23 protein-coding genes and 4 pseudogenes are annotated in these 25,170 nt (G+C 60.4%); 13 read left to right on the forward strand and 14 right to left on the reverse strand.

Annotated elements, in window-relative coordinates:
• Window positions 1-202: 202 nt before the first annotated feature.
• The 8 genes and pseudogenes from AC1DVM_RS03430 to AC1DVM_RS03465 form a co-directional block, all read right to left on the reverse strand.
• A complete protein-coding gene (locus AC1DVM_RS03430) occupies window positions 203-409 on the reverse strand; it encodes a hypothetical protein (RefSeq protein WP_477252064.1) in 207 nt (68 codons plus the stop codon).
• A gap of 91 nt (window positions 410-500) precedes the next feature.
• Window positions 501-2,201 carry an ATP-dependent nuclease gene (locus AC1DVM_RS03435; protein WP_477252172.1) on the reverse strand — a complete coding sequence of 567 codons (1,701 nt, stop codon included), beginning with the start codon at window positions 2,199-2,201 and terminating at the stop codon, window positions 501-503.
• A gap of 1,304 nt (window positions 2,202-3,505) precedes the next feature.
• Window positions 3,506-5,092: a recombinase family protein gene (locus tag AC1DVM_RS03440; protein ID WP_477252066.1), complete on the reverse strand. Its 1,587-nt coding sequence runs from the start codon at window positions 5,090-5,092 to the stop codon at window positions 3,506-3,508.
• Window positions 5,089-5,625: a DUF2924 domain-containing protein gene (locus tag AC1DVM_RS03445; RefSeq protein WP_477252068.1), complete on the reverse strand. Its 537-nt coding sequence runs from the start codon at window positions 5,623-5,625 to the stop codon at window positions 5,089-5,091. Before AC1DVM_RS03445 ends, AC1DVM_RS03440 begins: the two co-directional genes overlap by 4 nt.
• A complete protein-coding gene (locus AC1DVM_RS03450; RefSeq protein WP_477252070.1) occupies window positions 5,622-6,164 on the reverse strand; it encodes a DUF3489 domain-containing protein in 543 nt (180 codons plus the stop codon). The genes AC1DVM_RS03445 and AC1DVM_RS03450 overlap by 4 nt, the downstream gene beginning before the upstream one ends.
• An 88-nt stretch (window positions 6,165-6,252) precedes the next feature.
• Complete coding sequence (locus AC1DVM_RS03455; protein WP_477252072.1) at window positions 6,253-6,567, reverse strand: hypothetical protein; 315 nt, start codon at window positions 6,565-6,567, stop codon at window positions 6,253-6,255.
• Between the two features lie 1,008 nt (window positions 6,568-7,575).
• Window positions 7,576-7,872: pseudogene (locus tag AC1DVM_RS03460) on the reverse strand (diguanylate cyclase); the annotation flags it as partial.
• Window positions 7,873-7,969: 97 nt separating this feature from the next.
• Window positions 7,970-8,170 carry an integrase core domain-containing protein gene (locus AC1DVM_RS03465; RefSeq protein ID WP_477252174.1) on the reverse strand — a complete coding sequence of 67 codons (201 nt, stop codon included), beginning with the start codon at window positions 8,168-8,170 and terminating at the stop codon, window positions 7,970-7,972.
• Window positions 8,171-8,364: 194 nt separating this feature from the next.
• On the opposite strand from AC1DVM_RS03465, the gene AC1DVM_RS03470 reads away from it, so the two are divergent.
• The 3 genes from AC1DVM_RS03470 (at window position 8,365) to AC1DVM_RS03480 (ending at window position 12,482) form a co-directional block, all read left to right on the forward strand.
• A complete protein-coding gene (locus AC1DVM_RS03470; protein WP_477252073.1) occupies window positions 8,365-8,973 on the forward strand; it encodes a hypothetical protein in 609 nt (202 codons plus the stop codon).
• Window positions 8,974-10,235: 1,262 nt separating this feature from the next.
• Window positions 10,236-10,775: a YcnI family copper-binding membrane protein gene (locus tag AC1DVM_RS03475; protein WP_477252075.1), complete on the forward strand. Its 540-nt coding sequence runs from the start codon at window positions 10,236-10,238 to the stop codon at window positions 10,773-10,775.
• Between the two features lie 54 nt (window positions 10,776-10,829).
• Window positions 10,830-12,482, forward strand: a complete 1,653-nt coding sequence (locus tag AC1DVM_RS03480) for a copper resistance CopC/CopD family protein (protein ID WP_477252077.1) — start codon at window positions 10,830-10,832, stop codon at window positions 12,480-12,482.
• Window positions 12,483-12,855: 373 nt separating this feature from the next.
• Here AC1DVM_RS03480 and AC1DVM_RS03485 read toward each other — a convergent pair whose 3' ends face one another.
• The 3 genes and pseudogenes from AC1DVM_RS03485 to AC1DVM_RS03495 form a co-directional block, all read right to left on the reverse strand.
• Window positions 12,856-12,984 (reverse strand): hypothetical protein, encoded by a 129-nt coding sequence (locus AC1DVM_RS03485; protein ID WP_477252078.1) that lies wholly within the window; start codon window positions 12,982-12,984, stop codon window positions 12,856-12,858.
• Between the two features lie 361 nt (window positions 12,985-13,345).
• Window positions 13,346-13,585, reverse strand: a pseudogene (locus AC1DVM_RS03490) (tripartite tricarboxylate transporter substrate binding protein BugD); the annotation flags it as partial.
• A 150-nt stretch (window positions 13,586-13,735) separates the two neighbouring features.
• Window positions 13,736-14,896 carry a mandelate racemase/muconate lactonizing enzyme family protein gene (locus AC1DVM_RS03495; protein WP_477252080.1) on the reverse strand — a complete coding sequence of 387 codons (1,161 nt, stop codon included), beginning with the start codon at window positions 14,894-14,896 and terminating at the stop codon, window positions 13,736-13,738.
• 112 nt (window positions 14,897-15,008) lie between these two features.
• On the opposite strand from AC1DVM_RS03495, the gene AC1DVM_RS03500 reads away from it, so the two are divergent.
• A complete protein-coding gene (locus AC1DVM_RS03500; RefSeq protein ID WP_477252082.1) occupies window positions 15,009-15,545 on the forward strand; it encodes a LysR family transcriptional regulator in 537 nt (178 codons plus the stop codon).
• 88 nt (window positions 15,546-15,633) lie between these two features.
• Complete coding sequence (locus AC1DVM_RS03505) at window positions 15,634-15,936, forward strand: LysR substrate-binding domain-containing protein (protein ID WP_477252083.1); 303 nt, start codon at window positions 15,634-15,636, stop codon at window positions 15,934-15,936.
• A 466-nt stretch (window positions 15,937-16,402) separates the two neighbouring features.
• Here AC1DVM_RS03505 and AC1DVM_RS03510 read toward each other — a convergent pair whose 3' ends face one another.
• Both AC1DVM_RS03510 and AC1DVM_RS03515 read right to left on the reverse strand, forming a co-directional pair.
• Window positions 16,403-16,639, reverse strand: coding sequence for a hypothetical protein (locus AC1DVM_RS03510; RefSeq protein ID WP_477252084.1), 237 nt, complete (start codon window positions 16,637-16,639; stop codon window positions 16,403-16,405).
• Between the two features lie 106 nt (window positions 16,640-16,745).
• Complete coding sequence (locus AC1DVM_RS03515) at window positions 16,746-17,831, reverse strand: recombinase family protein (protein WP_477252086.1); 1,086 nt, start codon at window positions 17,829-17,831, stop codon at window positions 16,746-16,748.
• An 87-nt stretch (window positions 17,832-17,918) separates the two neighbouring features.
• On the opposite strand from AC1DVM_RS03515, the gene AC1DVM_RS03520 reads away from it, so the two are divergent.
• The gene (locus AC1DVM_RS03520) at window positions 17,919-18,086 is read left to right on the forward strand and encodes a signal peptidase II (protein ID WP_477252087.1); all 168 of its coding nucleotides are present in this window, start codon (window positions 17,919-17,921) and stop codon (window positions 18,084-18,086) included.
• 2 nt (window positions 18,087-18,088) lie between these two features.
• Here AC1DVM_RS03520 and mntR read toward each other — a convergent pair whose 3' ends face one another.
• Window positions 18,089-18,544: a manganese-binding transcriptional regulator MntR gene (gene mntR, locus AC1DVM_RS03525; protein ID WP_477252088.1), complete on the reverse strand. Its 456-nt coding sequence runs from the start codon at window positions 18,542-18,544 to the stop codon at window positions 18,089-18,091.
• 233 nt (window positions 18,545-18,777) lie between these two features.
• Between mntR and AC1DVM_RS03530 the strand changes: the two genes are divergently transcribed.
• The 7 genes and pseudogenes from AC1DVM_RS03530 to AC1DVM_RS03560 all read left to right on the forward strand — a co-directional run bounded on the left by AC1DVM_RS03530 (window position 18,778) and on the right by AC1DVM_RS03560 (window position 25,134).
• Window positions 18,778-19,914 carry a multicopper oxidase domain-containing protein gene (locus AC1DVM_RS03530; RefSeq protein WP_477252090.1) on the forward strand — a complete coding sequence of 379 codons (1,137 nt, stop codon included), beginning with the start codon at window positions 18,778-18,780 and terminating at the stop codon, window positions 19,912-19,914.
• A 38-nt stretch (window positions 19,915-19,952) separates the two neighbouring features.
• Entirely contained in the window at window positions 19,953-21,125 is a 1,173-nt protein-coding gene (locus AC1DVM_RS03535) for a ZIP family metal transporter (protein ID WP_477252175.1), read from the forward strand.
• Between the two features lie 106 nt (window positions 21,126-21,231).
• Window positions 21,232-21,660, forward strand: coding sequence for a Fur family transcriptional regulator (locus AC1DVM_RS03540; RefSeq protein ID WP_477252092.1), 429 nt, complete (start codon window positions 21,232-21,234; stop codon window positions 21,658-21,660).
• 9 nt (window positions 21,661-21,669) lie between these two features.
• Window positions 21,670-21,966: pseudogene (locus AC1DVM_RS03545) on the forward strand (FixH family protein); the annotation flags it as partial.
• 207 nt (window positions 21,967-22,173) lie between these two features.
• Window positions 22,174-22,389: pseudogene (locus AC1DVM_RS03550) on the forward strand (efflux RND transporter permease subunit); the annotation flags it as partial.
• A 187-nt stretch (window positions 22,390-22,576) separates the two neighbouring features.
• Window positions 22,577-23,056 carry a DUF411 domain-containing protein gene (locus tag AC1DVM_RS03555; protein ID WP_477252094.1) on the forward strand — a complete coding sequence of 160 codons (480 nt, stop codon included), beginning with the start codon at window positions 22,577-22,579 and terminating at the stop codon, window positions 23,054-23,056.
• A gap of 437 nt (window positions 23,057-23,493) precedes the next feature.
• Window positions 23,494-25,134, forward strand: coding sequence for a TIGR04028 family ABC transporter substrate-binding protein (locus AC1DVM_RS03560; protein WP_477252095.1), 1,641 nt, complete (start codon window positions 23,494-23,496; stop codon window positions 25,132-25,134).
• Window positions 25,135-25,170 lie beyond the last annotated feature (36 nt).

A 25,170-nucleotide genomic window follows, 5' to 3' on the forward strand; every position in this document is an offset into this window, starting at 1 on the left:
GGACTGAAAGGCCGCCTGGTCGAGTAGCCGTTGCGAACTCTAACCCTTGAGGCCGTCCACCTAGAAGTGAGGGCCGATTGCTGATTTTCGGACTGCAAGTCTGTTCGCGCGCTAGTGGCCGCACATGCGCAGTCGAGTCTTCTCAACAATTCGCACCATAATCACTCAAATCTGATCTGGCACGCCAGTTTTGCCATCTCCGCTATGCCAACACCGAAACTGCCGAATCGCCGCCGGAACTACGCCCGAGCGAAAAAGTGGAAAATAATCCGATGGCGAAAAGCATAGTAACGATGGCAGCCGTCGGTTCAGAAGTCCGAATCGCTTTACGGTGGAATGGTCGAGTTTGACCCAAGGCAGACAGCGCATAGTCGTGGTTGAACGGCCGCTCTGCGCCGATGTCGGCCATTGAGGCAAACTTTGTTTCAGCCCGGAAGCAGACGCCGTCGGTGCCACGTCCGTTGTCGAACGTGGGGTGGAATGGAATTCCACTTCCGAAATTAAGTCCCCCCGGCACCTGCCTGCGATGGCGCAAGACAAGCCTCAAGCAACACACGGAGATCACCAGCAACTTCATGGTTATTCGAGACGCGGTAAGCGTTCAGCAGCTTGTCGTCATGACCGGCAGCCTTGACGACCTCCTTGAGTGCCGCAAGCAACTTCTTGCCCTTCACAGTGTTCGGGCCCGCTCCGCCAGCGGCGTCCCATAGGGTATCCGAGTTTGGCGATCCGCCGTCCGGATACAATTCGCGATTTACCAGCTTACGCTTTGAGAAGAAGGTGTCCTTCGCCTGCCCGACCTTAGCCGCTGCGGCGGTCCTCCAGCCTTCCGCGACATCCATCGTCACGCCGTAGAGGGCTGCAAGGTGCGACGCGATGCAGAAATATGCCTCCACGTCGCATCCCGATGTCACCCATGGGAATGTGCCATTGGTGTTGAAGCGGTCAGACCACATCTGCGCTTCATCGGCACTCATGAAATCGCCGTCACGGTGGATGATGGCCTTTATCTTGAGCTGGCCGTCGACCAGCAATCCACTCAGGAGCTTGTCCTTGGGAAGATTATCAATCCCGAAACAGCGACAAACGGCGAGTTGCCTCGACAGCTCCGGCCACTGACGGAGGATCGCGCGAAGCGCCGTATCGTCCTCGTCCTCGACAAAGAACAACGCGGACTTGTCGAGACCGCCCCAGCCTAGCAGACGGCGGATTGCCTCCCCGTCGTCGGTTTCGACCTTCCCTTCGTTCATCCACACCAGCTTTACGGATGGACTCGCCCCACGGGTAATGTGGGGGCTGTGGGTCGTCAGGATAATCTGAGTCTCGGACTCCTCCGCCGCTAATTCCAAGGTCTCGATCAACCGCTCCTGCTTGTCGGGATGCAGATGAGCATCAGGCTCGTCAATGAGCATGATCTTCGGCTCGAAGAGGATTAGGTACGCGAAGATCTGGATTACCTGCAGTAACCCAGTGGCCGCGGTTTCCAGAGGCCGATCCTGATTGCCAAGGCCGGGTGAGGAGTACGTCGCCGAGATGTGATAGTCCTCACGTTCATCGAACGACACGTTCACGCTGATCCCAGGATGGACCGTGCGGACATACTCGTTGAGCCGCCTAAGGCGCGCGATGCCCTCGGATTCGTCAGTCTCGTTCACACGACGGCTGCGAAGGTTCAGAAGGATGTTCCGCATGACGCCGCCAGCATCTCCGCTCGCTGCCTGCCTGCGTAGAGACGGCTGGGCGAGGATGCTCTCCCGTTCGGCGAGACCCGCAAGCCCCGGAATGTAAGCCGTGATAAACTGGAAGCGCTGCTTGTAGGGCGTAACTGTGCCCCCACCCTCCATGTACGCCGTGATGCCCCCGCGATTTCGGGCCGCGCGGATCTTGACCGTGGCATGGGCTCGTTCCTCCCCGACCGGAACATGCGCGAACACGACCTCAACTGGCGAAGATGTCGAATCCGTCTTTAGTTCGCCTTTGTGCGCCGTGCGCAACGGTTCACTCGAGGGAACGTAGTCGAGGCGCTCGAAGGAGATCATCTCCTTTGTGTTCTTGGGTGCGACATAGCTCGCTGCACGCGCGGCCCAATGCACAGCCTGAAGAACCGAGGATTTACCGGAGCCGTTGGGACCGACCAGGATCGTCACCTGGCCGAGCGGGATTATGGCCTCCTGCGTGGCCTTGGAGTTGCGGACCGTAATCGAGTCGAGTCGGGTCCACGGCGCGCACGGTTAGAGCGGGTGTCGGTGACACCTAGCGCAGGCTGTTCATCACGGATCTCCGCCTGATAGTCCGCCTCAGGAATGTCGCTGACGAACGCAACGGCGCTAGTAAGATCGCCGGCCTCCTTGAGGATTTGCACGTCGCTTGGTGCCGCATGCGGCGCGCCTGCCTCAACGGTCTCAATTGCTACAATTCCGGTGACAGGAATGGCAATCGCGCCATGTTCGGATTCAGTCTCGCTCAAACCGCTTTCCCCCACCCAACGACAAAGACGTAAACTGAACTCGACATGACGCCAATAGGAACAACGATTCAGTCTCGCTCAATGGCAGCTTTTGCCCATGTGTTCCGAAAACCCGCCAGTCTGCAATCGGCCCAGTGCGGTCATGTCCAAGACACGGTTTGCAGGAGAAGGTGGCTCAGCGGGACCCTCGGCAAAGCTACCGCGTCTGTTCGATGCGCGAATCGCATTCAAGGTGTAGAGCGAGCGTCCCGTATCATGCTGGCAAGAAGGCTCCCACGTTTGCCCTGATCACGATTCGTCGGAAGAATGGGGGCATGAAAATCCTCCCCACAACGGATCCATCAACGCAATATCGCGGGAAAACGACGTTTCCACTTCTCGGATCTAGCCAAGTAGGTGGCCTTTGGCGGGCGTCGGCGGCGCCACGGGCTTGGCGCAACTCTGTCTTCGTCACGTTGTTTGTTTTCTGGTGCCGGAGCCGAAATTGCCGCTGGTGTCATGTCTGTCGCTAGGAATGTCGAATCCTTTTGCCCAGTAGCTTTCGGTAAACGAGGCTCACGCTTCTTGCGTGTTTTAACCGGCTTAGACGGGGTGTCTGAACAGACACTAACCGACCCAAATTCGGGAACCAGACTCGGCAGAATGCGCCCTTTGGACGGTTTTTCGGCATCGATCGTCGCGTTGTTCGGCGGGCTGGATTGCGAATTCTTCTCCTCGCCGATCGGCGAGGCGGTTACCTCTTTGGAAATGAGGTCTGCCCAGGACAGAGGAGCGGGTTTACGACGACCGCGGATTTCGACCGTGAAGGAGCGACTGGGACGAGACATAAAATGATCGATTTCAGACGGATGGAAGTGCTAGAGACGCTGACGGGTTGAAGAATTGCGGCGCGCTTCTGTCGTGGACGAGGCCGTCTGCGGTAACCCTCACACAATGGCGGTTTGTAGAAACCCGAATAGCTTTGCGATGACTTAGATGTCCATACACCTCGAGCGCTCCCGACGCCAGTTTTGGCAAATGGCACCGCTGGGATCCCCCTTATGCTCCCAGCATTGCTGTCATCTGTTCCTGCCAATCGAGGGGCGGATCGGCAAGACGCGAGAGACCTGTGCCGCGAGGAAGCGTTCCTTCGACAGCAGCTTTGACAAGAACCGGATTCAGGAAGGCAAGGTTCAGTGTCATGCGGATCGACCGCGCGGTCGCCCCTTCCTGTGCCGCAATGTCTTCGATGGCGGTGATCCGCCCAGTGACGAGATCTTCGAGCCAGGCGCGCCCTTTGGCGACACCCTCGAGAAGCCGGGCTCGCGCCTCGGCACGTATGGGATGGAGAGCGACCGGGGAAGTCTCGCCGGACGCCGTCGGAGCAGGAGCGATCACCTCCCGCCGACGGATGATGCGGCGAGGCTCCCACGCGAGGGTCGTTCGTTGCTCCGATCCATTTGCAGAAGGCCGATAGTCGATCTTCAGTGAGCCGGGCGACAGTGTTACGCGGATCAAGTGTTGCTCCACGAGAGCGGCGTCGGACAAAGGCTCATTCACATTATCGATGACGATGATATCGCGCAAAGCGCCCACTACAACAGCTTCGATCTCCGGAGCAGAGATGCGGGGGATGGTGCCTGCCTCTTCTTTGCGCCCCTGAGCGAGAACGCAGGAGACATAGTATCGATAGCGCGCTCCGTTCTTGCGGGCATGGCTCGGTGTCATCGCATGTCCCCGGTCATCGACCAGCCTGCCCATGAGAAGAGCATCCGATGGGATCCGCAGCTTCTTCGCATGGTGGTTCGCCGTCAGTCGTTCCTGAACGGCCTGGAACAGTCCCTTGTCGATGATCGTGTCATGATCGCCAGGATGGCTTTTGCCCCGGTGATTGATCTCGCCGCGATAAACCCGATTGCGCAACAGATGCGCGAGGGGACCATTGGTAAAGGGAATATCACCGCTCGCCTGTCCGGACGAACGGTGGCGTAAACGGGTCCGGATCCCCTGTTGCCGCAATTCGCCCTGCAAGGCCGGCAACGATCCAAGCGCCAGATAACGCGTAAAAATCTGCCGCACGACAGGAGCCTCCTCCGGATCGATCACGAGCCGTCGGTTATTGACCCGGTAGCCAAAGGGCACGTGGCCACCCATCCACAATCCCTTGCGCTTGGAGGCGGCGATCTTGTCGCGGATGCGCTCGCCGGTGACCTCGCGCTCGAACTGGGCGAATGAAAGCAACACGTTGAGCGTCAGCCGACCCATGCTGTTGGTGGTGTTAAAAGCCTGCGTCACCGAAACGAAGGAGACACTATTGGCGTCGAACAGATCGACCAGCCGCGCGAAGTCAGCCAGCGAGCGGGTAAGGCGGTCGACCTTGTACACGACAATGATGTCGATCAGGCCCGCCCGCACGTCGGTGAGAAGCTTTTGGAGGGCAGGGCGCTCGAGCGATCCGCCCGAAAATCCACCATCGTCGTAACGGTCCGGATGCAGTCGCCAGCCCTCATGGGCCTGGCTCTTGATATAGGCTTCCGCGGCTTCACGCTGGTTGTCCAGAGAGTTGAACTCCTGGTCAAGACCATGATCCGTCGAGACGCGGGTGTAGATAGCGCAGCGCTGGGCTTTCGGTCGGTCGCGGCTCACTTGTTGTCCTTCGTAGTGGATGGGTTTCTATCAGCGCGCAGTCCGAAAAAGCGCGGTCCGTTCCACCGGGTTCCCGTGATGCCGCGAGCAATCTCGGAAAGGCTGCGGTAAGATCTACCATCCCAGGAATAACCGCTCTCAGCGACTGTCACCCGGTGGACCACCCCGTCGTATTCGCGCACGAACACGGTTCCCGGCATAACGGATCGGGGCGCCTGCACCGCGGGGACGTGAGCTCGTCCGTTACCATCCGCGCTGCGTTGACGACAGATACCGTCAAGAAGCCGTATCGTATCTCGGTCGAGATCGCCGAGCGCCTTGGCCTGAATTCGGTAGGCGATAATGCGTAGCAAAAGCGCCTTCGAGAGGTGCGGTGGAACGTCAGTTCGAAACAGCTTGCGCCAACGGACACGAAGGCCGTGGAGGTCGAGGGCGACTAGTGCCGCTACTTCGGACGAGAGAGCTGCGAGCTGGTCGGGAGTGACAGATGTCACCCCCTTCGTTGGAGCGAGTTGCGACATTAGGGACCTCATTCGCCAGATCGGATCCGGTAGACGCTCGTGCCATCGCGGTCCTCCCGGCTAAGCACGATCCCCGCTTGGCGCAGCCGGGTCAGAGCGGCTCGCATGGTATGAGCCAGCCAACCGGTTGCCGCTGTGAGTTCCTGTATTGTGGCTCCCTCGTCGCGGGAGAGGAGATCCTGGACAAGCGCCTGCTTCGACCCCGGCTTGGGTGTTGTTCGTTTCCGGGCAGCCGGGGCGGGTCTCGGATCGGGTGGCGTCTGCGAGGTCGGTACATCGGGAGCTTGGTCTTCAGACACGATGCCAAGTGCTCCAAGGCCCGCCGTTGTTAGACGCAAGCCGACATGCTCGTCTCCCTCCTCACGCCAGGAGGGATCATTGCGAGTGACGGTGGTTTCCTCGATCAATCCGTGGCGAAGAAGCTTTTGGGTGGCCTTGCCGATGCCGCCACCGGTAGAGCCCGCGGGTCGAGTGAGAAGCAGATCGTCGCGCTGTGAAGCGGCAGATAGAAGCCGAAGCTGGGCATCGGTGAGTTTGAGCGTGGTAACCATGCGGATTCCTTTGAGATCGGCAGCGTCATTGCTGTCCTCGCCCGAGGGCGCATTCTAGGTGGAGGAGCGAGAGTGCTTCGGGCCAGTGTCAGACGGCGTGAACGTACGAGGCATGGGGCTTGCTCTTCACCGCGACCGCCCAGAGTTCAAAGGTGTCGGCATATTCGCCCGGTCGGATGAAGTGTTGCGAAGAGCAAGGAGTGCGGCTGAGAACCCGCATCTGGTAGATCTGCATCTCGCCATTGGCATCTCGCCAAACCGAGGAAAGCGCGAAGCTGAGTTCGCCCTGATAGGAACCCTTGCCTCGTCTGGACCGCTGATGGGCGCATGCCAGGATCGCAGCGAGATCGTAGCGACCTCGTGCGGTGATAAAGCGAAGTCGGTGGTTAAGAGTGTCGGTCATGGCGATCGCCCTTTGTCAGAAGAACGGCATCGGCGCCGTCACTGACGCGGGCCCCGGTCAGCGGGGCGGTTAAGGGATGATCATCGCCTGCGAGGCGCGTTAGCGCTCACGTGGAAATTGGTTAGCCTTTCTTGACATCGAGACGACCGTAATCAGGGCTTCTCTCTCGCTGAGCAGCACATCGAGCTGTGTTCAACATCATTCGGAATGCTGTCGCCTAGCCACACCGATCGTCCAGCGATACCCATGGATAACCGCAGTCTCACCAGGCTGTGGACCCCTTTCCTACAGCTTGTCCCGCCCCTTCGAACTCGTTCCTGCATCGGCCTCCACCCCATGTTGACACTCACCATCAATGCTCGGCGGGCGGGTGAAGTCGAGCCGAATGACAGCAATGAAATGGCGTTGTTCGGCGTTGAAATGTCCGAATGTGATCTGTGCGCTGCGGCAAGTATTTAAACGTCCGAAGCAGCTCGTCGAGCGCCTCATCTGGGTCGAATCCGGTGATCTCGTCGAGCTCTAACAACCCTACAACGTCGATCCGCCGCGGACATTTTCCATGTGGGTGAGCAAAGGATGATAGCAGGCGAGGGCTGACGCCACGTTGCACTGCTTTAGCCTCGGTGCAGATTTGCATCGACCAGTGTCTCGGCCAGCAACTGGGAGCGGACGGCGAGGGACATGACGGGACCGAGCAAAGAGGTGCTCGCAAATTGGGTACATGAATGAAAGTAATGACAAGCAGTTAGATGCTCTAGTCAAAAATGGGCTGGACTTGTTCGGTATTTTTATCCTGTGATGATTCATGATCGAAGCTTTAGCGCGAGCCTCCGACCTTAACGCTAGGTTGGAATCCATCCGTCGCATCAGGTTTGGCTTTCCTTTTGATAGTCCAGTAAACGCCCTAACGGCGCACAAGAAAATCCAGATGCTCTAATCGAGCTAAAGTTGGTTAATGCTGGGAGGCGGATGGGACCGTCTCGAACATGTCAGCAACCACGCTGCTCCTTACCGCGTAGAGCTTGCTCGGTTGTTCGTGAACCTGAGCAGCTCGTTGTGTTCCTCGGCGGCGCGGACGCAATTTCGCCCTTCCGCCTTCGCCCGGTAGAGGGCCGCATCGGCGGCGTTCAGAAGGGTCGCACGCACCATCTCCGAGGACGGCTTGACCGAGGCGACGCCAAGACTGACGGTTGCAATTCCGTCGTGCCGAACGCCTAATGCCATGACGGCTTGGCGGATCGTCTCCGCGATCAACAGCGCACCGGCCCGATCTGTCTCGGGCAACAGGACGGCGAACTCTTCGCTGCCATGCCGGGCACACCGTCACGCGGTCGCCGAACGTCGTCGTTCAAGGTGTTGGCTATGTCCCAGTTCAGAACGCTGGTGACCTGCCTCTGAACTTTCATCCGGCGACAATTAGAGCCTCGGCGGTTGATACGCCTTGTGGCGCGCGAGAAGCAAGAGGCCAGCGCGCGGAGCTTTCCCGTTGCGCAGCGTGATGGCCTCTTGCGGTTTGGAGACCCTCGGCAAACGCCAAGGGTGTTCGATAGCCCAACGAGGAGTGTGGCCTCGTGGTGTTGTAATCCCGGACCCACTCAGTGATGAGCTTGCGGGCGTATCAGCAGGATGTGCAGCGGCCCGACCCTGTGAACCAGAACAGCCTCTTGCGGCGACCGGAAGGCAAGGGGGAAATCGACCGGGCCAGACACGGCGGGCGACCGGTAGAGTACTATTCATTGTGTCCGTTTCCGGAACGACAAACGCTTAACTACGTTGCCTGCAAGCAGGGGGCGGCACATGACAAAGTTGGGGGTCGGGCTACGAACGTGGGTGAAGCCTTCGGGCATCTTTGCGTCGGCCTTCGTTCTCGCGGTCGGGACCTTCGCCCTTCCTGCAAGAGCCCAAGATATTTTCGGGGTTTCCAAATTTTTGTCTCCGGCTGTTGCGGCAGTTCCGGTGCGGCCATTCGAATCCCGCACGATTGAGAGGCCCAAGCGCCGGGCACAATCCCATCCGAAGCCGGTTCCTATTGAACAAATTTCGGTCAAGACCACGGAAAAACTGAAGGCTCCGGGGGAGATCGACAACCCTTTTCCTGCTCTCATGACCGATAGCACCCTCCGACCCGGAGACATGGTGATGTTCCCCGATGGTTTGCGGGTTTTCACCGGGCAGCCGGGAAATCAGCACAAGCTGGCTGCGTTCAAACCTATAGCGCAGGCGGGAAAGGCTGTTCCCACCGATACTCGCAAGCTCGTTGCTAACCTGCGTCCGAGCGTGAACAGCGCATGGACGACAGATGGGTTTCGATCAGGTGACAAGTTCGCGGTCAACACGATTGATGTCGAAACGACCGGAAGTACTGCATCAAAAGCGAAGCGAGGCGGTTCACGCTCGCTGCGATAGCGAAACTCGCAGGGTAGCGATATAACGCTTGCGCGCGCTCGACCGCAGCCTACTCCCGAGTTATTGACATCTTGTTTGGGGAGACCACTTGCGTCGATGTCCGATCCCAGAGCCAATCCTGTCTATAACGGTGATTGTTATGAAGAGATTGTGCCTGATTGTCGTCTCAACGACCTTGCTTACAACCGTAACACTTGCCCAACCGCGTCCCCGAACGCTCGGAATGAGTTGTCGTCAAGCCAGTTCCCTAATTACCAGTCGGGGGGCGGTTGTCTTAGAAACCGGGCAGTACACGTATGATCGCTATGTCAGTAGCGGAGCCTTCTGCTTAGCAACTGAGTTTACCCGACCAGCTTGGATACCCACGGCTGATACCCCACAGTGCTTTGTTGGTTATACCTGCGTGGAGCAGCCACCCAACGTAGGATGGCTGTCGCGTCGACCACCTGTTGAATTGAAGCCAGGCGCAGATGATAGTTTCCTGTAAAGCTATTTATCACTAGCTCGGAGGGAGCCTTACTAGGGTCAGCCGATCAGCCAGTCGGTGAGGGGCCGAAGCCTCCTCCGTGTCCGCCAGCAGGCGGTTGGCGCGATGCCCTTATCCTTTCGGAGCCAGCGACATGGCAGACAGCTTTCTGAGGCGGGAAGGTTATCCTACCACAGAGCAGTTTCAGAGGCATTCTGGACGGGGATCAATCTCGGTTCGCGAATAACTTGCGTTTGCTGAACCCGCACTCCTGTCCCCAAAGCATCAAAACGTTGCGACCGATCAAAGAGGAACGAGACACGCACGTTTAGAAGTGTTCGATACCAATCGACCTTGGACCATGGCATGCCGCCCCGACCGAACCACTTGAGGAACACGATTTCGGCGGCGTTTTCGCTGGCACTGCACGCTTTGCTCCTCGGGTCCGGTGTCTCGGCAAAGCCGCGCGACACCATTCCATCCCCTGTCGGCCATGCTCATATTGTCGATTGCCCTGACGAGGCCGGAGAACCCGCGCCGGTCGATGACCAGCACAAAAAACATGACCGGCGGTTCTGCTGCATTCTGTGCGGAAAGCTCGGCGTCGATATCGGCCCCACTCCTGAACTACTTCTTCCTCCAGTTCCGCGTCTGGTCGCCATCGCGATCAAGTTCGATCAGGACCCACCAGCATGGGGCCGAGCTTCATCCGTGTTTCCAGTAGGAGCCCGCGCACCGCCGCCCCTTGGTTGATCTCCAATCATCTCCGATCAATTCCAACAACTGGACCTTAGCCATGTCTCTCATCAATCGCTTCGGCACGTTTGGTGCTGCGGTATCCCTGTGTCTTGTCGCCTCTGCGGCCCTCGCGCACTCGACCCTTGAGGTGCAAGAGGCTCCCGTCAAATCAACCTACAAGGGCGTCGTCCGCGTCGGCCACGGGTGCGATGGCGCTGCCACCCTCAAGGTGCGCGTTCGCATCCCTGAGGGCGTCATCGCGGTCAAGCCGATGCCTAAGCCCGGCTGGGCGGTGGAGACGGTCAAGGGGCCGTACGCCAAGGCGTATGACAACCATGGCACGCCTGTGTCGGAAGGCGTCCAGGAAATCATCTGGACAGGCAAACTCCTGGATGAGCACTACGATGAGTTCGTGTTCCGAGGAGCCCTGACCGACAGCCTCCAGGCGGGGACGACCCTCTATTTCCCGATTGTCCAGGATTGCGAAGGCGGCAAGGCTGATCGATGGATCGAAATTCCAGCCGAGGGCAGGAAGGCAGACGACTACAAGTATCCTGCCCCTGGGGTAAAACTGCTTCCGGCGAAAGCCTCGCACTGAAGCACAAGACGCGCGGGTGCTCGTCGCATGCGCGCGTCCAACCCGGTATGCCAAATGACCCTGCGGACGATCCTGGTCTTGCTGCTGATGGCCGTCGCGGTTGTGCTTGCTCCGCGAGGAGCGTTCGCTCACGCATCTCTTGTCGCCGCCGAGCCGTCTGACGGGGCTGTTCTCCAACATAAGCCGGACCGAATTGTTCTCCAGTTCAGCGAGCCGGTCTCGCCTCTCATCTTGCGGTTGATCGGCCCAAAGGGCGACGCAACCGATCTCAAGCAGTTCAAGTTGCTCCACCAGTCGGTCGAGATCACGCCACCGACGGGGCTCCCTGATGGAACGTATGCCCTTAGCTGGCGCGTCGTATCGGCTGACGGCCATCCCATCAGCGGCTCGCTGCTGTTCTCCATCCGGTTGCCGGTCGCTGACAACCGGTCAACCGAAGTCACATCGAGCGGCGCAGTCCAGGTCGGCCTGTGGTCGGCGCGGCTGCTCATGTCCATCGGTGCCTTTGCGGGTGTCGGGGGTGCGTTCTTTGCCGCGTGGGTCGCAGGCTCGAAGCCGCATGGGTCTGCCCGTCAGGTGGTTGTAGTTTTGATATGGGGCGGCATCTTCGCCACGTTTCTGTCAGTGGGCCTGCAAGGGCTCGACGCTCTTGCGCTTCCGCCCACCGCGCTCGGCAATAAAGCCGTTTGGCTCCAAGGCTTCGAAACCGCTTTTGGGACCACCGCAATTCTTGTGGTCCTCGCTCTTCTGAGCAGCCTTTTTTCGGTCGTGGTGGTCGAGCATCGGCAGGCAAAGGCGCTCTCGGCGGCTGCTTTAATCGCAGTTGGCATCGCCTTCGCCGCGAGCGGTCACGCGGCCACGGCAGAACCGCAATGGCTCACGCGCACAAGCGTCTTCATCCACGTGGCCGGTCTGGTCTTCTGGATTGGTTCTCTGATGCCACTCTTCATGATGATGCTGCGCGCCGATGACCCGTACTGTGTAATCGTTTTGCGCCGCTACTCGGTCGCGATCTTGCCGGTCGTGATCCTTCTGGTGCTCACAGGAGGAATTCTTACGGTCATTCAGGTTGGGTCGTTTCAGGCGCTCTGGAGAACCTCATACGGCAACCTCCTGCTCGTCAAATTGCTCGCCGTCGGTGGTCTTCTGGTCCTTGCGAGCCTCAATCGCCTTGTGTTTTCGCCAGCCTTGGCCAAAGGCGTTGAGAAGCCGAGAAAGCGGTTCGCCCAATCTATCGGAGCGGAAGGCGTGCTTGTCCTGCTGATCCTCGGGTTGGTGGCCGGGTGGCGGTTCACGCCGCCTCCACGCGCGCTTGCTGCAATCCCCGGCAGTTCTCAGAATACGGCACCTCAACCTGTCTCTGTCCACATCCATACGGACAGGATGATGGCGCAGGTGACCTTTGCTCTGGGAAGCGCTGGCAAGACGGTGGCGACGGTCAGACTTGCGTTGGGGTCAGGTGCTCCCCTCAACGCCAAAGAGGTGGTGGTCGCCTTGTCCAAGCCGTCCTCGGGTATTGAACCGTTCGAACGACATGCCGTCAAAACGAACGAGGGTACGTGGCGCGTCGATGATCTGCTGATCCCCATGCCCGGACATTGGCAGGTGCGGGTTGACGCGCTCGTGTCGGATTTCGACAAAGTCACGCTGGAAGGCGCAATCGAGGTCCGTCCCGAAACACTGGCACGTCAAGGTGAGCCGAAATAGTTTCCGTCGACGGGAATGCGAGGCGTTTGGAGCAAGATGACCTGAAAGTCAGCCATGCCGAGGCTACGATTCGCAAAACCCATCATCGAGGCTACCTTGAAGCCTCGCCCACCAGCTATTCTTTTTATTCTGGAGGCTACGTCCTACCGGGCAATAGGAGTGGCATCAGTGAAAAGCTGGTCCAGAGGCGCGTGAGGAATACGGGGCTTTGCGTCGTGCTATCTCCCGGCAGAAAACATCAGACCCACCCACCCGATTCCTCAGATCAGCCGCCGGCGCTGACGTCAGGCTCCCGCTGCCAGCTCACGCGCTCAGGAACATGACGGCCGAGAGCAGGGTCTGGGGCTCGCTGTGGAGGACGCCGATGTCGAGATCAAGCATCATCCGTATAGCCCCTGTCCGCGCCGCCCTCGGCGCCGATGAGGCGCCGCGTGCGCTGGCGCCTTGTCGAGCCGGTGATTAGCCGCACGTAACGCTCGGTGGTGGTGAGCTCGCTTCGCATCTGTAACTCCCCGTGTTGTCGTGCCCACATAGTGCGTGCCCGACAGCCTAAGTCGAGCCAAACGAGAGCAAGAAGAGTGCGTTGTTGAAGCGGTTCCTGTCATAGTGTGATCAAGGCGAACCGGCCACATGCCGGTTTATCAAGGCCGCGTTGAGTAGACCCGCGATGGCGAACTCCGTTGCAGCAAGTGCGTACTTACGGAGTTCAACCGCCGGCGGTCTCCCGACGCCCGATAAGCTGCTGACATGGCTGGACAAAATCGGTCAGGTGGGGCCATCGCTTCTCACCCGCGGCGGAGGCAAGATGGCGCGTGAAATCGCCGACGGCGGCCTCCCGTGGTCCTCGGCCGTCTCTGCTGCCTTGATTGGGCGCCGCGTGTGAGGCCGGTGGTCCCCCCGGCTCCCGCCACGTTCGCGACTACGATCTGCTGACCCAGCGTGCGTGGCATGTGCTCGCCGACGTTGCGGGCGATGACATCGGTCGGGCCGCCGGCCGCAAAGGGCACGATCATCGTGATCGGACGGGTGGGATAGCCTTGAGCTTGGGCAGCCGTGGCGATGACACCTGTGAGCGCGGCAAGAACAAGCGTTACCTTCTTCATCAGTTTCCTCCTGTGGACGTCTAATCTGATTACATTCCCGTGAGGCAGCGCCTCTTGCTTCGGATCCCGTCTTTGTTGTTGGTCTCGCGCGATGTCTGCATTTCCTATGCAGACATCGCGCCGGGCCGCGCCCCTTGGGTCGAGAGTCGGTTACTCGGCCAGTTCCCGCATCACCTTGATCAGGTCCGACTTGCCCTCGAAACCGATGCCGGGCAGATCCGGCATGACGATGTGGCCGTCCTCCACCCGAACGCCGTCGGGGAAGCCGCCGTAGGGCTGGAACAGGTCGGGGTAGCTTTCATTGCCGCCGAGTCCGAGACCGGCTGCGATGTTCAACGACATCTGATGGCCGCCATGCGGGATGCAGCGGCTGGGGGACCACCCGGCGACCTTCAGCACCTCGAGCGTCCGAAGATACTCGCAGAGACCGTAGGAGAGGGCGCAATCGAACTGGAGCCAGTCGCGGTCCGGGCGCATGCCTCCGTACCGTAGCAGGTTGCGGGCATCCTGGTGGCTGAACAGGTTCTCGCCGGTGGCCATCGGTCCCGGATAGAACTCGGCCAGCGCCGCTTGCAGCGMGAAGTCGAGGGGATCGCCGACCTCCTCGTACCAGAACAAAGGATACTCGCGCAGCATCTTGGCGTAGGCGATGCCCTGCTCGAGCGTCAGCCGCCCGTTCGCGTCGACCGCGAGTTGGGCCTTGCCGTCCAGCTCCTTCAGCACCGCCTCGATCCGGGGCTGGTCCTCGGCGATGCTGTTGCCGATCTTCATCTTGACCACGTTGTACCCGCGATCGAGATAGCTCCGCATCTCGCCACGCAGTTCGTCGAGGCCCTTGCCCGGGTAGTAGTAGCCGCCCGCCGCATAGACGAAGACCCGCGGATTGGCCTCGCGGCCATGTCGTTTGGCCAGGAGCCGGAACAGGGGCTCACCGGCAATCTTGGCCACCGCGTCCCAGACCGCCATGTCGATGGTACCGACCGCGACCGAGCGTTCGCCGTGACCGCCGGGCTTCTCGTTTTTCATCATGATCGCCCAGATGCGGTCAGGATCGAGGTTCTCTCCCGTATCGTCGAGGAGGGACTCAGGAGCCGCCTCCAGGATGCGCGGCGCGAAGCGCTCGCGGATCAGGCCACCCTGGCCGTAGCGGCCATTCGAGTTAAACCCGTAGCCCACCACCCGGCGGCCATCCCGGACCACGTCGGTGACGACGGCGACGAGCGACAGCGTCATCTTGGAGAAGTCGATGTAGGCATTGGCAATTGATGAGGCGATCGGCGCCGTGACTTCGCGGATCTCGAAGATTTTCATGACTTGGTCTCCTGTTGCTGGATTGAGCCAGGTTGGGTACGTCGTATAGACATCCCGTCAGCGGCCGCCCAATGCCAAGACCGAGGATCGACATGCACGATCGGCATTGCCCATGGATGCGACCTGGCTGGAAGATTTTCTGGCGCTGGCCGAGCACAAGACCTTTGCCCGGGCCGCCGAGACCCGGCACGTGACGCAGCCGGCCTTCAGCCGTCGTATCCAGTCCCTTGAGGATTGGATGGGGACGCGCCTGTTCGTGCGATCACCGCAAGGGACCACGTTGACGCCGGCCGGGGCCTTCCTGCGCGCCCATGCCGAAGACCTGACCCGCAATATCTACAGGGTGCGCCAGGAGACGCTTGAAGTTGCGGGGCGGGAGGCCTCGGCCATTTCCATTGCCGCCACGCACGCCCTTTCGTTCGTCTTCTTCCCCGACTGGATCCGGAGCCATCCCCAGTTCGCAACCCTGGGCCCCCTCAACTTGATCTCGGACACCATGGAGGCGTGCGAGCAGATCATGGCGAGGGCGACGCCAACTTCATGCTGTGCCACTACCATCGCGATGCCATGCCCCGCCTTGAGGCCAGCCAGTTCACGAGCGTCTCGGTTGGTCGCGATGTTCTGCTGCCGCTCTGTGCTCCCTCAATGATGGCACGCCGCAATGGTCGATGCCCGGAGATCCTTCGTCTCCATCGCGCCTGCTGTCGTACAGGCCGCAGTCTGGCCTCGGTCGGATTGTGACCGCCGTCCTAAAGAAGAACTGGCCGACACTTTCACTCCAGAAGACACTCACGGCACAGTTGGCGGCGACGCTGCTGACCATGGCGCGTCAAGGCGATGGCATTGCATGGCTCCCGCAAACCCTCGCCCACGACGACATCGTGGCCAGCCGTCTCGTTGATCCGGGGCATGGCAATTACTCGATTGACGTCGAGATCAGATTGATCCGACCCTTGCGCCGGCAGGGCCCGACAGCGGAAGCTTTCTGGAAAGCCATCGCCGGCAGTGTCAACGCTTCCGAGAAACCCTCTCCCACCTGAGGTCCTGTCATCGGTTGACGCTGGCATAGGCCAGAGGCGCACCTAGGGGCTGTCGCCTTAGACACCAGACTTTGCTGGCTAACGGCCCTATGTACCCGGAAGGTCTTCAAATGGCACATTGCGGAAGTGTAGCCTTGGGCCTCTCACGGCCGGTAAGCCGACGTCAATCACGAAAGTCGAAATTTGACGGGTACGGTTTCGGGCGAGATAGAGTTACGAACTCTCGACATGCGCGACTTTGTCGCCGATTAGGTTTAGCAAGTCTCGATTTCAGGTCCCCGCAACCACCGATACTTGACACCCCCGAACGCAACCGCGTCGGGGGTGTCTTGTCGTTGGGGGCCTCCCGTACCAGCCTGGCACAGCACCAGGATGCGGGCGAGATCGCCGCTTAAGATCGCCTCAAGACCGCCAGCGTCGTCCCGTGGGGTTAAAACGATCCCCTCGATCATAGCGCGGATGATGGTCATCGCGTCCTCACGGGCCGTTGCATCGTCCAGAAGCGATTCAGTTCCTCCACCTTGCGGCGATAAAGTCTGGCAAGATTGGGATGCACCGACACTTTTGGATTGGGCCGTGGCGCCTTCTGGCGCGACAGCAAAGCCGCCTTCTCGGCCTCAAGGTCCGTCAGGCGTGTCTTCATCGCCGGTTGATACATCCCGTCTTCGATCGCCCGCATCAGACCATCGATCTTGCGTTGCACCGCTGCCAGCTTCCCCGACAGGGCGGCGTCCTCGTGATTAGCARCGGCGACCAGGCGGTTGTCTCCTGGGTGTAGGCGTGCGTGAACTCGGCCACCAGCTCCGGCGTCAGTAGGTTCTGCTTGATCGCCTTGAGGATGCGGCCCTCGATCTCTTGGCGGGTGACGGTGCGGTCGTTCCGGCAAAGCCCTTGGAGCGGTGCCCGGAGCAGCCGTAGCGATCCTTGGCCATGATGGTGTAGCTGCCGCCACAGCATCCGCAGACGAGCAGGCCGGAGAGCAAGAAGCGGCGACGATGAGCACGGTTCATCGCCTGACCGCTATCGTCGAGAGATACCGCGAACGTGATGCTCTCCTGCCGACGCTTGACCGCCAGCCAGAGCTCCTCGCTAATAATCCGCAGGTCAGGAACCCGCATTCGCTCCCACTGCGACGAAGGATTGGGGCGCGCGACGCGCTTGCCGGTGCGCGGGTCCTTCACATAGGAGCAGCGGTTCCAGACCATCTCGCCGATATAGAGTTCGTTGTTGAGAAGACCGGTGCCGCGCTCCTTCTGGCTGCGGATGGTGGTGTCCTGCCACAGCCTTCCCTCCGGACCGGGCACGCCCTCTTCATTGAGCCGGCGGGCGATCGCCCGTGGGCTCACGCCCAGAGCGAACATCGAAAAGATCCGTTCGACGATCGTGGCCTCGGCCTGGTTGATCGTCCGGCCACCGCGCTCGACACCCGCGACGACATCATAGCCGAAGGCCTTACCGGCCGCCGACTTGCCCTGCAGCACCCGGCCGAGCTGGCCGTGTTTGGTCTTCGAGCGCAGGTCCGACAGGAAAATCTGCGCCATGGTGCCGAGCATGCCGACATGCATGGTGGTGATGGCGCCCACATTGACCGCATGCAAGCTCGCCCGGTGAAACGAGAGTTCATCATGGACCCCGGCGATGTCGGCCAACTTCCTCGCGAGTCGGTCGACGGCCTCAACGATCACCACATCGAACGAGCCCTTGCGGGCTTCCGCCAGCAGCTGCTGATAGCCGGGCCGATTGTTGTTCGAACCCGAGATCGGCCGGTCATTGAAGGTCGCCGTGACCTCACAACCCAGCCGCGCCGCATACCGACGGCAGACCTCGATCTGGTCCTCGATCGATTCCTCGCGCTGGTTCTCGCTCGAGCAGCGGGCGTAGATGGCAGTGCGCATTGTGCTTCCTTCGTGAGCCGGAGGAGTTTTGAGATCATAGGCGCGCGCGCCTGAAGCGACGTGGCCTTTTGATAATAGCGCTCGGTTGTGGAGAGGCTTGCATGGCCGAGGAGCGGCATTGCCGTCAGTGGCGCGGTCTGGAGCCTGCGGACCCGGACCCGGAACCGGATCGAGAGCGTGGCCTTGACGCTGATTTTTGCCGGAGCGTTCGGCAATCTGATCGACCGGGTGAACCGACCCGATTTGAAGCCTTGATTTCAGTTGGCGTCCATGAAGCGTTTGAAGGCTTCCAATGTCTCGACACTGACGTGATGCTCGATCCCTTCGGCGTCGATACGCGCCGTCTCCGGGCTGATGCCGAGCGCGCAGAGGAAGGACTCGACGATCTGGTGGCGCAAACGGCTCTTTTCGGCCAGCTGACGTCCATCCTCGGTCAGAAAGACGCCGCGGTACGGGCGCTGCACGACGAACCCATCGGCTGCAAGGCGCTTCAGCATCTTCGCGACAGTCGGCTGAGCGACCCCAAGACGTTGTGCGATGTCGACCTGTCTTGCCTCGCCGCCATCGTCGAGCAGATCGGCGATGAGTTCGACGTAATCCTCCGCCAGCTCGGTGCGACGCGCCTGTCGTGCCTGTCGGAAGCTTTCCACCTGCGTATCGGTCTGAACGAGGGCGCCTTCGGCTGGCTCGATTCGTTTCAACTTTGCCGTCATTCCACCTTATCCAAACCGCGCGGTCGGACAGACTACGCCACGGCCTAAATCTTAGCAATTGCTATAAAACACATACTGTGGAGACAGTCAGCCTTCCAACCCAAGGACCTTTGACCGAAAACATCAGAAGGGCTTGCCTAGGCTGAGTTCCAAAGCCTCGCCTCGCTATTATAGTATTTGCTATATTTAATATGCCGTGCTTTTCTACGCGGGTTAGCTCGGGGACGTTGGTGATGAAGACGCGCAATTGGCTGGAACAGACATTGAACCGGCGCGGCCTGCTCTGGGGTGGGCTAGCGGCAGCCGGGGGGACGGCCATCGCGATGGGCAGCGCGGTCGGTCAGGCCCCTCATGCGGGACATACGGGTCACCCGGCGGCTGCCCCCGCCGTCGGCAACAACGCGCCGGCCCATACGAATGCTCATGGTGCCATGCTGACCGTGGGCGACGTCGACAATGCGACGAACGGCTTTGATCCGACGGCGCTCCTGACCGACTGGGACATTGGGACCCTTTCGACTCTCCCGGGCGGCCGCACGCTGCGAACCTTCGAAATCGTCGCCGAGGACAAGGAGATCGAGATCGCGCCGGGCGTCATGTTCCCGGCCTGGACCTTCAATGGTCGCGTGCCAGGACCCTCATTGCGGGCAATGGAGGGCGATCGCCTGCGGATCGTGTTCAAGAACTATGGCTCGCACCCGCATTCGATGCATTTCCATGGCATCCACGCCGCGCGGATGGACGGCGTTCCCGGCGCCGGCCTGATCGGTCCCGGCGAGGAGTTCGTCTACGAGTTCGACGCAAAGCCTTTCGGCTGTCATCTTTACCATTGCCACGCTTTGCCGCTGAAACGGCACATGCACAAGGGCATGTACGGTGCCTTCATCATCGACCCGGATCCGGCCCGTCATCCGGAGCACCAGGCCGTTGCCCGCTCGCGCCTCCTCGGCACGCCCGAGAACGCCGAGTGGCAGGAACTGATGATGATCATGAATGCGTTCGACACCAATTTCGACGGCGAGAACGAGTTCTACGCGGCCAACACCATCGCCCATGCCTACGCTAAGAACCCGATCAGGATTCTCCGCGATCGGCCAGTGAGAATCTACCTTATCAACGTGACCGAATTCGATCCGATCAACTCTTTCCATCTGCACGCGAACTTCTTCGATTATTTCGATCAAGGCACGACGCTGACGCCGACGCTGAAGACCGTCGACCTGATCACACAATGCCAGGCGCAGCGCGGAATTCTCGAATTCAGCTTCAAGGAGCACGAGACTGGCCAGTACATGTTCCACGCCCATCAATCTGAGTTCACCGAGCTTGGATGGATGGGGATGTTTGATGTCGTTGAGGCCGTGTCATGAACGAAGCCGTGCGCCCCGACCTGACGGGAAGGCCGATCATGCCGACTCCGAGATCGTCCACCCCAGCGAAGCTCGCCTGGATCGCGCTTCCGCTCGTGCTGCTCGGTCTCGCGATCGCGTGGCTCGTGGTCGCCGATCCCCTGAAGAGCTTCAACAACGGCGCCCCCCCGATCGAGAAGCTCACCTTCGAGCGCACGATCCTCGACAGCAACGGATTGCATCTCCTCGTCCGCGGCGGCGGCTCGGAGCCGATGTCGATCGCCCAGGTTCAGGTGGATGACGCCTATTGGCAGTTCGTCCAGGATCCACCCGGCAAGATCGCCCGGGGCGCCACCGCATGGCTGCATCTGCCCTTTCCATGGGTCCGAAGCGAAGCTCATGCGGTCAAGGCCGTGACAGGCTCTGGTGCCACTTTCGAGCATGAGATCGAAGTTGCGGTCCCGACGCCGACGGCGACCTCTGGCCAGCTCATATCGCAGGGCATGCTCGGCATCCTTGTCGGGATTGTGCCCATCGCCATCGGTCTGATGTTTTATCCGGCTCTGCGCGGCCTCGGTCAGAGCGGCATGAACTTTCTGCTCGCCCTGACGATCGGCCYGCTGGGCTTCCTGTTCGTTGACACCGTCGAGGAGTCGCTTGAATTCGCCGAGCGGGCCGCAGCCATCTTCCAAGGTCCGGCGATGGTGGTGCTTGCCGCCGCGGCGAGCTTCCTGTTGTTGATGGCTGTCGGTCGCCGCGGCGGAACACCGACCGGGCTTGCGCTTGCGACCTACATCGCCCTCGGCATCGGCCTGCACAATCTTGGCGAGGGCCTGGCGATCGGCGCTGCCTTCGCCGCTGGTGCGGCCGGGCTTGGTTCCTTCCTCGTCATCGGCTTCACGCTGCACAACATCACGGAAGGCATCGGCATCGCGGCGCCGATGCTGAAGGTGCGCCCGCCGCTTTGGGTCTTTGCTGGATTGACGCTGCTCGCCGGCGGGCCGGCGGTCGTGGGCATGTGGCTCGGCAGCCTTGCTTATGCGCCGCATTGGTCGGCACTGGCACTGGCGATCGGCGCCGGCGCGATCCTCCAGGTCATCATTGAGGTCGGCGCCTACCTGATGCGAATGACTGGCGAAGGAACGCGCACCCTGTTCGCGCCGAGCACGATGGCCGGGCTCGCGACCGGTGTCACCTTCATGTACGTCACCGCGATGCTTGTGAAGATCTGAGCCTGTGGGGACAGCCGTGCGTCGCTTGAAAACCAAGCCCATGTCCCACCTCGCCAAGCAGAGTGTTGCGGCGACCGGGGTCCATTTGCGAGGGACATGTCTGACGATGATCAATCAGATCGAAACGCAGTGCCGTAGACGGGGATTGAGACTGACGGGTCAACGTCGCCTGATCACCCAAATCCTGACGGAAGGGGAGGATCACCCGGATGTCGCCGAACTGCATCGCCGGGCAGTCGAACGCGACCCGCACGTCTCTCTCGCCACTGTCTATCGGACGGTAAAGCGCCTTGAAGGCGAGGGCATCCTAGAGCGCCATGCGTTCCGTGGCAGCCGGTCCCGTTACGAGGTAGTCACGAAGACGTCCCACGATTACTTGATCGACATCGAGACGGGAAGGGTCGTTGAATTTCGGAACGCCGAGATTGAGCGGCTGCAAAATGCGATTGCCCACGAGCTTGGCTATAAACTCATCAATCATCGCCTTGAGCTATACGCGGCGCCGTTGAAGTCGAGTAGGCGGGTCACCGACTGACATCAGTCCGTGGTGAATAAGGAGCTGAAGCTCGGCGAATCCGTCGTCGCGGTGCGGCTCGTCGACAAGCGCTCCGGCAAGCCGGTGCCGGACGCGGTGATCTTCGCCAAGCGCATCGACATGGCTCCTGATGGGATGCCGACGATGGACTCGCCCATCGAGCAGGTGCCGTCGACCGAGCCGGGCGTCTACCAGTTCAAGACAAGGCTGACGATGGCGGGCGGCTGGCAACTCTCGCTTGGTGCCAAGGTCCAAGGCGAGAACGGCACGGTCGAGAACAAGTTCGTCCTCAAGGCCACCAAATGAGCCGGGCCGCATTGTTTGCCGGAACCCTCGCCGCGCTAGCGGCGGGGGAGCCGGCTATTGGGCGGGACAGAACAGGCCTGACGTGACGGCAAGGATCTGTCTTCCGGCGCTGATTTCGACCGTCCGCACGCATCTCGGTATCGGGTCGCCCGCGGCCCCGGTTGTGACCAAGGCCGCGTCGAGCGAGCCGGTCGTGTATTACCGCGGCTGCCGATCCTGTGGAGCACAGGTACCGGGTCGGAGGTCTTGCGGCGCATCGCGGTTCCGATGATCGGGGGAATGGTTTCGTCGACCCTGCTCACCTTTATCGTGATTCCGGCAATCTATGAGCTTGCCAAAGAGCGAGGACTTCCGAAAGAGGCGGCAGTCGGTAGCGGGACAATCGATCCCGAGACGCGAGGGTTAAAGCATGCCGCGGAGTGATTACATGAGGAGGACATCATGATGCACGACTCTATGGGCGGCGGAATGATGTGGGGCATGGGGCTGTTCGAGCTCTTGGCGCTTGTCCTGGCTCTGGTCGTCATCGCTGCCCTCGTCAAATACGTCTTCTTCCGGTGAGGGCCGACAGCCTTCGACGGGTACGAAAGCAGAGACCAAGGAGAACAACGTGCGAAAATCATTGGCATGTACCCGGCGAACCTTCGTTGCCGGACTCGCGGGAGCAGCCTTTGTGACCCCGCTTTGGGCGGCCGGAGGCTTGCCGAAGGTGGTGGTGATGAAGGATCCGACCTGCGGCTGCTGCTCCGGATGGGCGGACCATCTGAAGCAGGCGGGTTTCCCGGTTGAGATCGTCGAGACGTCGGACATCAACCGCGTCAAGACACGCCTCGGCGTGCCGCGGGCGCTCGCGTCGTGTCATACTGGCGAAGTCGGCGGCTACGTGATCGAGGGGCATGTGCCTGCCGCATCCATCAAGCGTCTGCTTGCCGAGAAGCCGCAAGCCAATGGACTGGCCGTTCCCGGAATGCCCGTTGGATCGCCCGGCATGGAAGTCGAAGGCATGGAGCCGGACATCTACAAGGTGATCCTGTTCGGGCCGTCCGGCCAGCGCACCTTCGCGCGCTATCGCGGTGATCACGAGGCCTGACGAATTCCGGGTCTGCCCTGGCGACGATACGAACGGCGGGGCCGATACTGTCGTTGTTGACAGGCGCCCGGAAGGAAAAAGCGAGACGAAGTGATCAGAGGTCGATTGAAAACCTAGACACGACAACTCCGAACAAAGCTCCACTCGGTGCCCACAGATTCGGATGGACCGAAACCTTCAGGTTTGGTCCCGGCGCACGCTGGCGTGCCAACCGCGACGCCTTCTCCGCTTCCAGTTCGGCCCGCCGCGCCTGAGTATTCCGCGTCGGAAGGAAGTTCTGTTGGAAGCCAACGCAAAAGAAGAGAATGCTTCATTTGCTCGTTCTTTAAAAAGAACATTCTGGTTGTAAAAAAGGAATTATCATCAAATAATCTGGTCCAGCGGCAAGGCAATTCGCCCCAGCCCCCAGGTGGGTGGTGGCAACAGAAGGATCAGACATGGCCCACTTGAATACGCACACCGGCCTGACAGTTTTGCTTGCGGCATCCTTTGCAACCGCGATGGCTTTGTCGGCATCGGCACAAGCCCAGACTCCGGTTAAGGGCGGCACGCTTGTCTACCTCGAGCAGCAGCCGCACACCAACCTCTATCCACCAGCCGGCGGCTTTTATCCGAACGGCGGAATCCTCAACCAGATCACCGACAAGCTGACCTACCAGAATCCGAAAACGCTGGAGATCGAGCCGTGGATCGCCGAATCCTGGGAGATCAACAAAGCGGCGACGGAGTACACGTTCAAGATCCGCAAAGGCGTGACGTTTTCGGATGGATCTCCGGTCGATGCGGCCGCAGTAGCAAAGAATTTTGACACCTATGGACTTGGCAACAGCAAGCTCAAGTTGCCCGTCTCCGAAGTCATCAACAATTATGACCGCAGCGAAGTGATCGATGCGCTTACGGTGAAATTCTACTTCAAGAAGCCGTCTCCAGGCTTCCTGCAAGGGACCTCGGTCATCGGTTCTGGCCTGGTTTCCTTAAAGACGCTTGAATTGCCGTTCGAGAGTCTGGGCGATGCCACCAAGATCATCGGGTCGGGTCCCTTCGTAGTGTCAAACGAGGCGCTCGGCCGCGAATTGAATCTCTCCGCTCGCAAAGATTATGCGTGGGGACCGGCGAAACTTCCGCAGCAGGGGCGGGCCCTTCTTGATGGCATCAAGTTGATCGTCGCGCCCGAAGACAGCGTTCGCATCGGCGCCTTGCTGGTCGGACAAGCGGATTTCATTCGACAGGTTCAGGCCTATGACGAGAAGCAGGTCGAGAGCCAGAAGTTCAAAATCTACGCGCCTTCGACGCGCGGAGTGAACAATAGCGTGGTCTTCCGCCCCGACAACCCGCTGGTCGCGGATCTCAGGGTTCGAAAGGCCCTGCTCCACGCGACGAACGCAAAGGAAATCGTCTCGACGCTGTTCTCGCCCAATTACCCGCAAGCCTCTTCCGTGATCGCCAAAAGCGCGCAGGGTTATGTGGATATCTCGTCGAAACTTACCTACGATCTCGACAAGGCCAAGGCGCTCCTCGACGAGGCAGGCTGGACCCTTGGGCCCAACAACACGCGGCTGAAGGATGGCAAGCCCCTCGTTCTTACCGCCTATGAATCGCCGCCCCAGCCGCAGAACAAGGAAACGCTGCAGCTCGTGGCTCAGCAATGGGCGAAAGTCGGCGTCAAGTTGAACGTTCTCGCGGGTGATTCCGGAAGCCGGGTCCTCGACAATCTCGATCCGACCAAGACGCCCGTCTCTCCGGCCATGGTGGGCCGCGCCGATCCGGATGTGATCAAGAGCAATTTCTACCCGACCAATCGCAACGTGCTGCTTCAGAAAGGCGGAACGGGCGAGAAGGTTCAGACTTTCGTCGACGAGAAGCTCAACCGCCTGCTCGACGAAGTGGCGTCCGAACCTGACACGGAGAAGCGGCTCCTGCTGACCGGCGACGTGCAGACCTACGTCATCGATCAGGCCTATGCGATCCCGATCTTCGAAGAGCCGCAGGCCTTCGCTGGTGCTCCTTATGTGAATGGCGTCGCCTTCGAGGCGGTAGGCCGTCCCAGCTTCTACGGCGTGTGGCTCTCGAAGCGCTGAGTATCCGGTCGCCTCCGGACGCGACTTCAGGGCGTC

It is taken from the genome of Microvirga sp. P4_A5 (assembly GCF_056402495.1).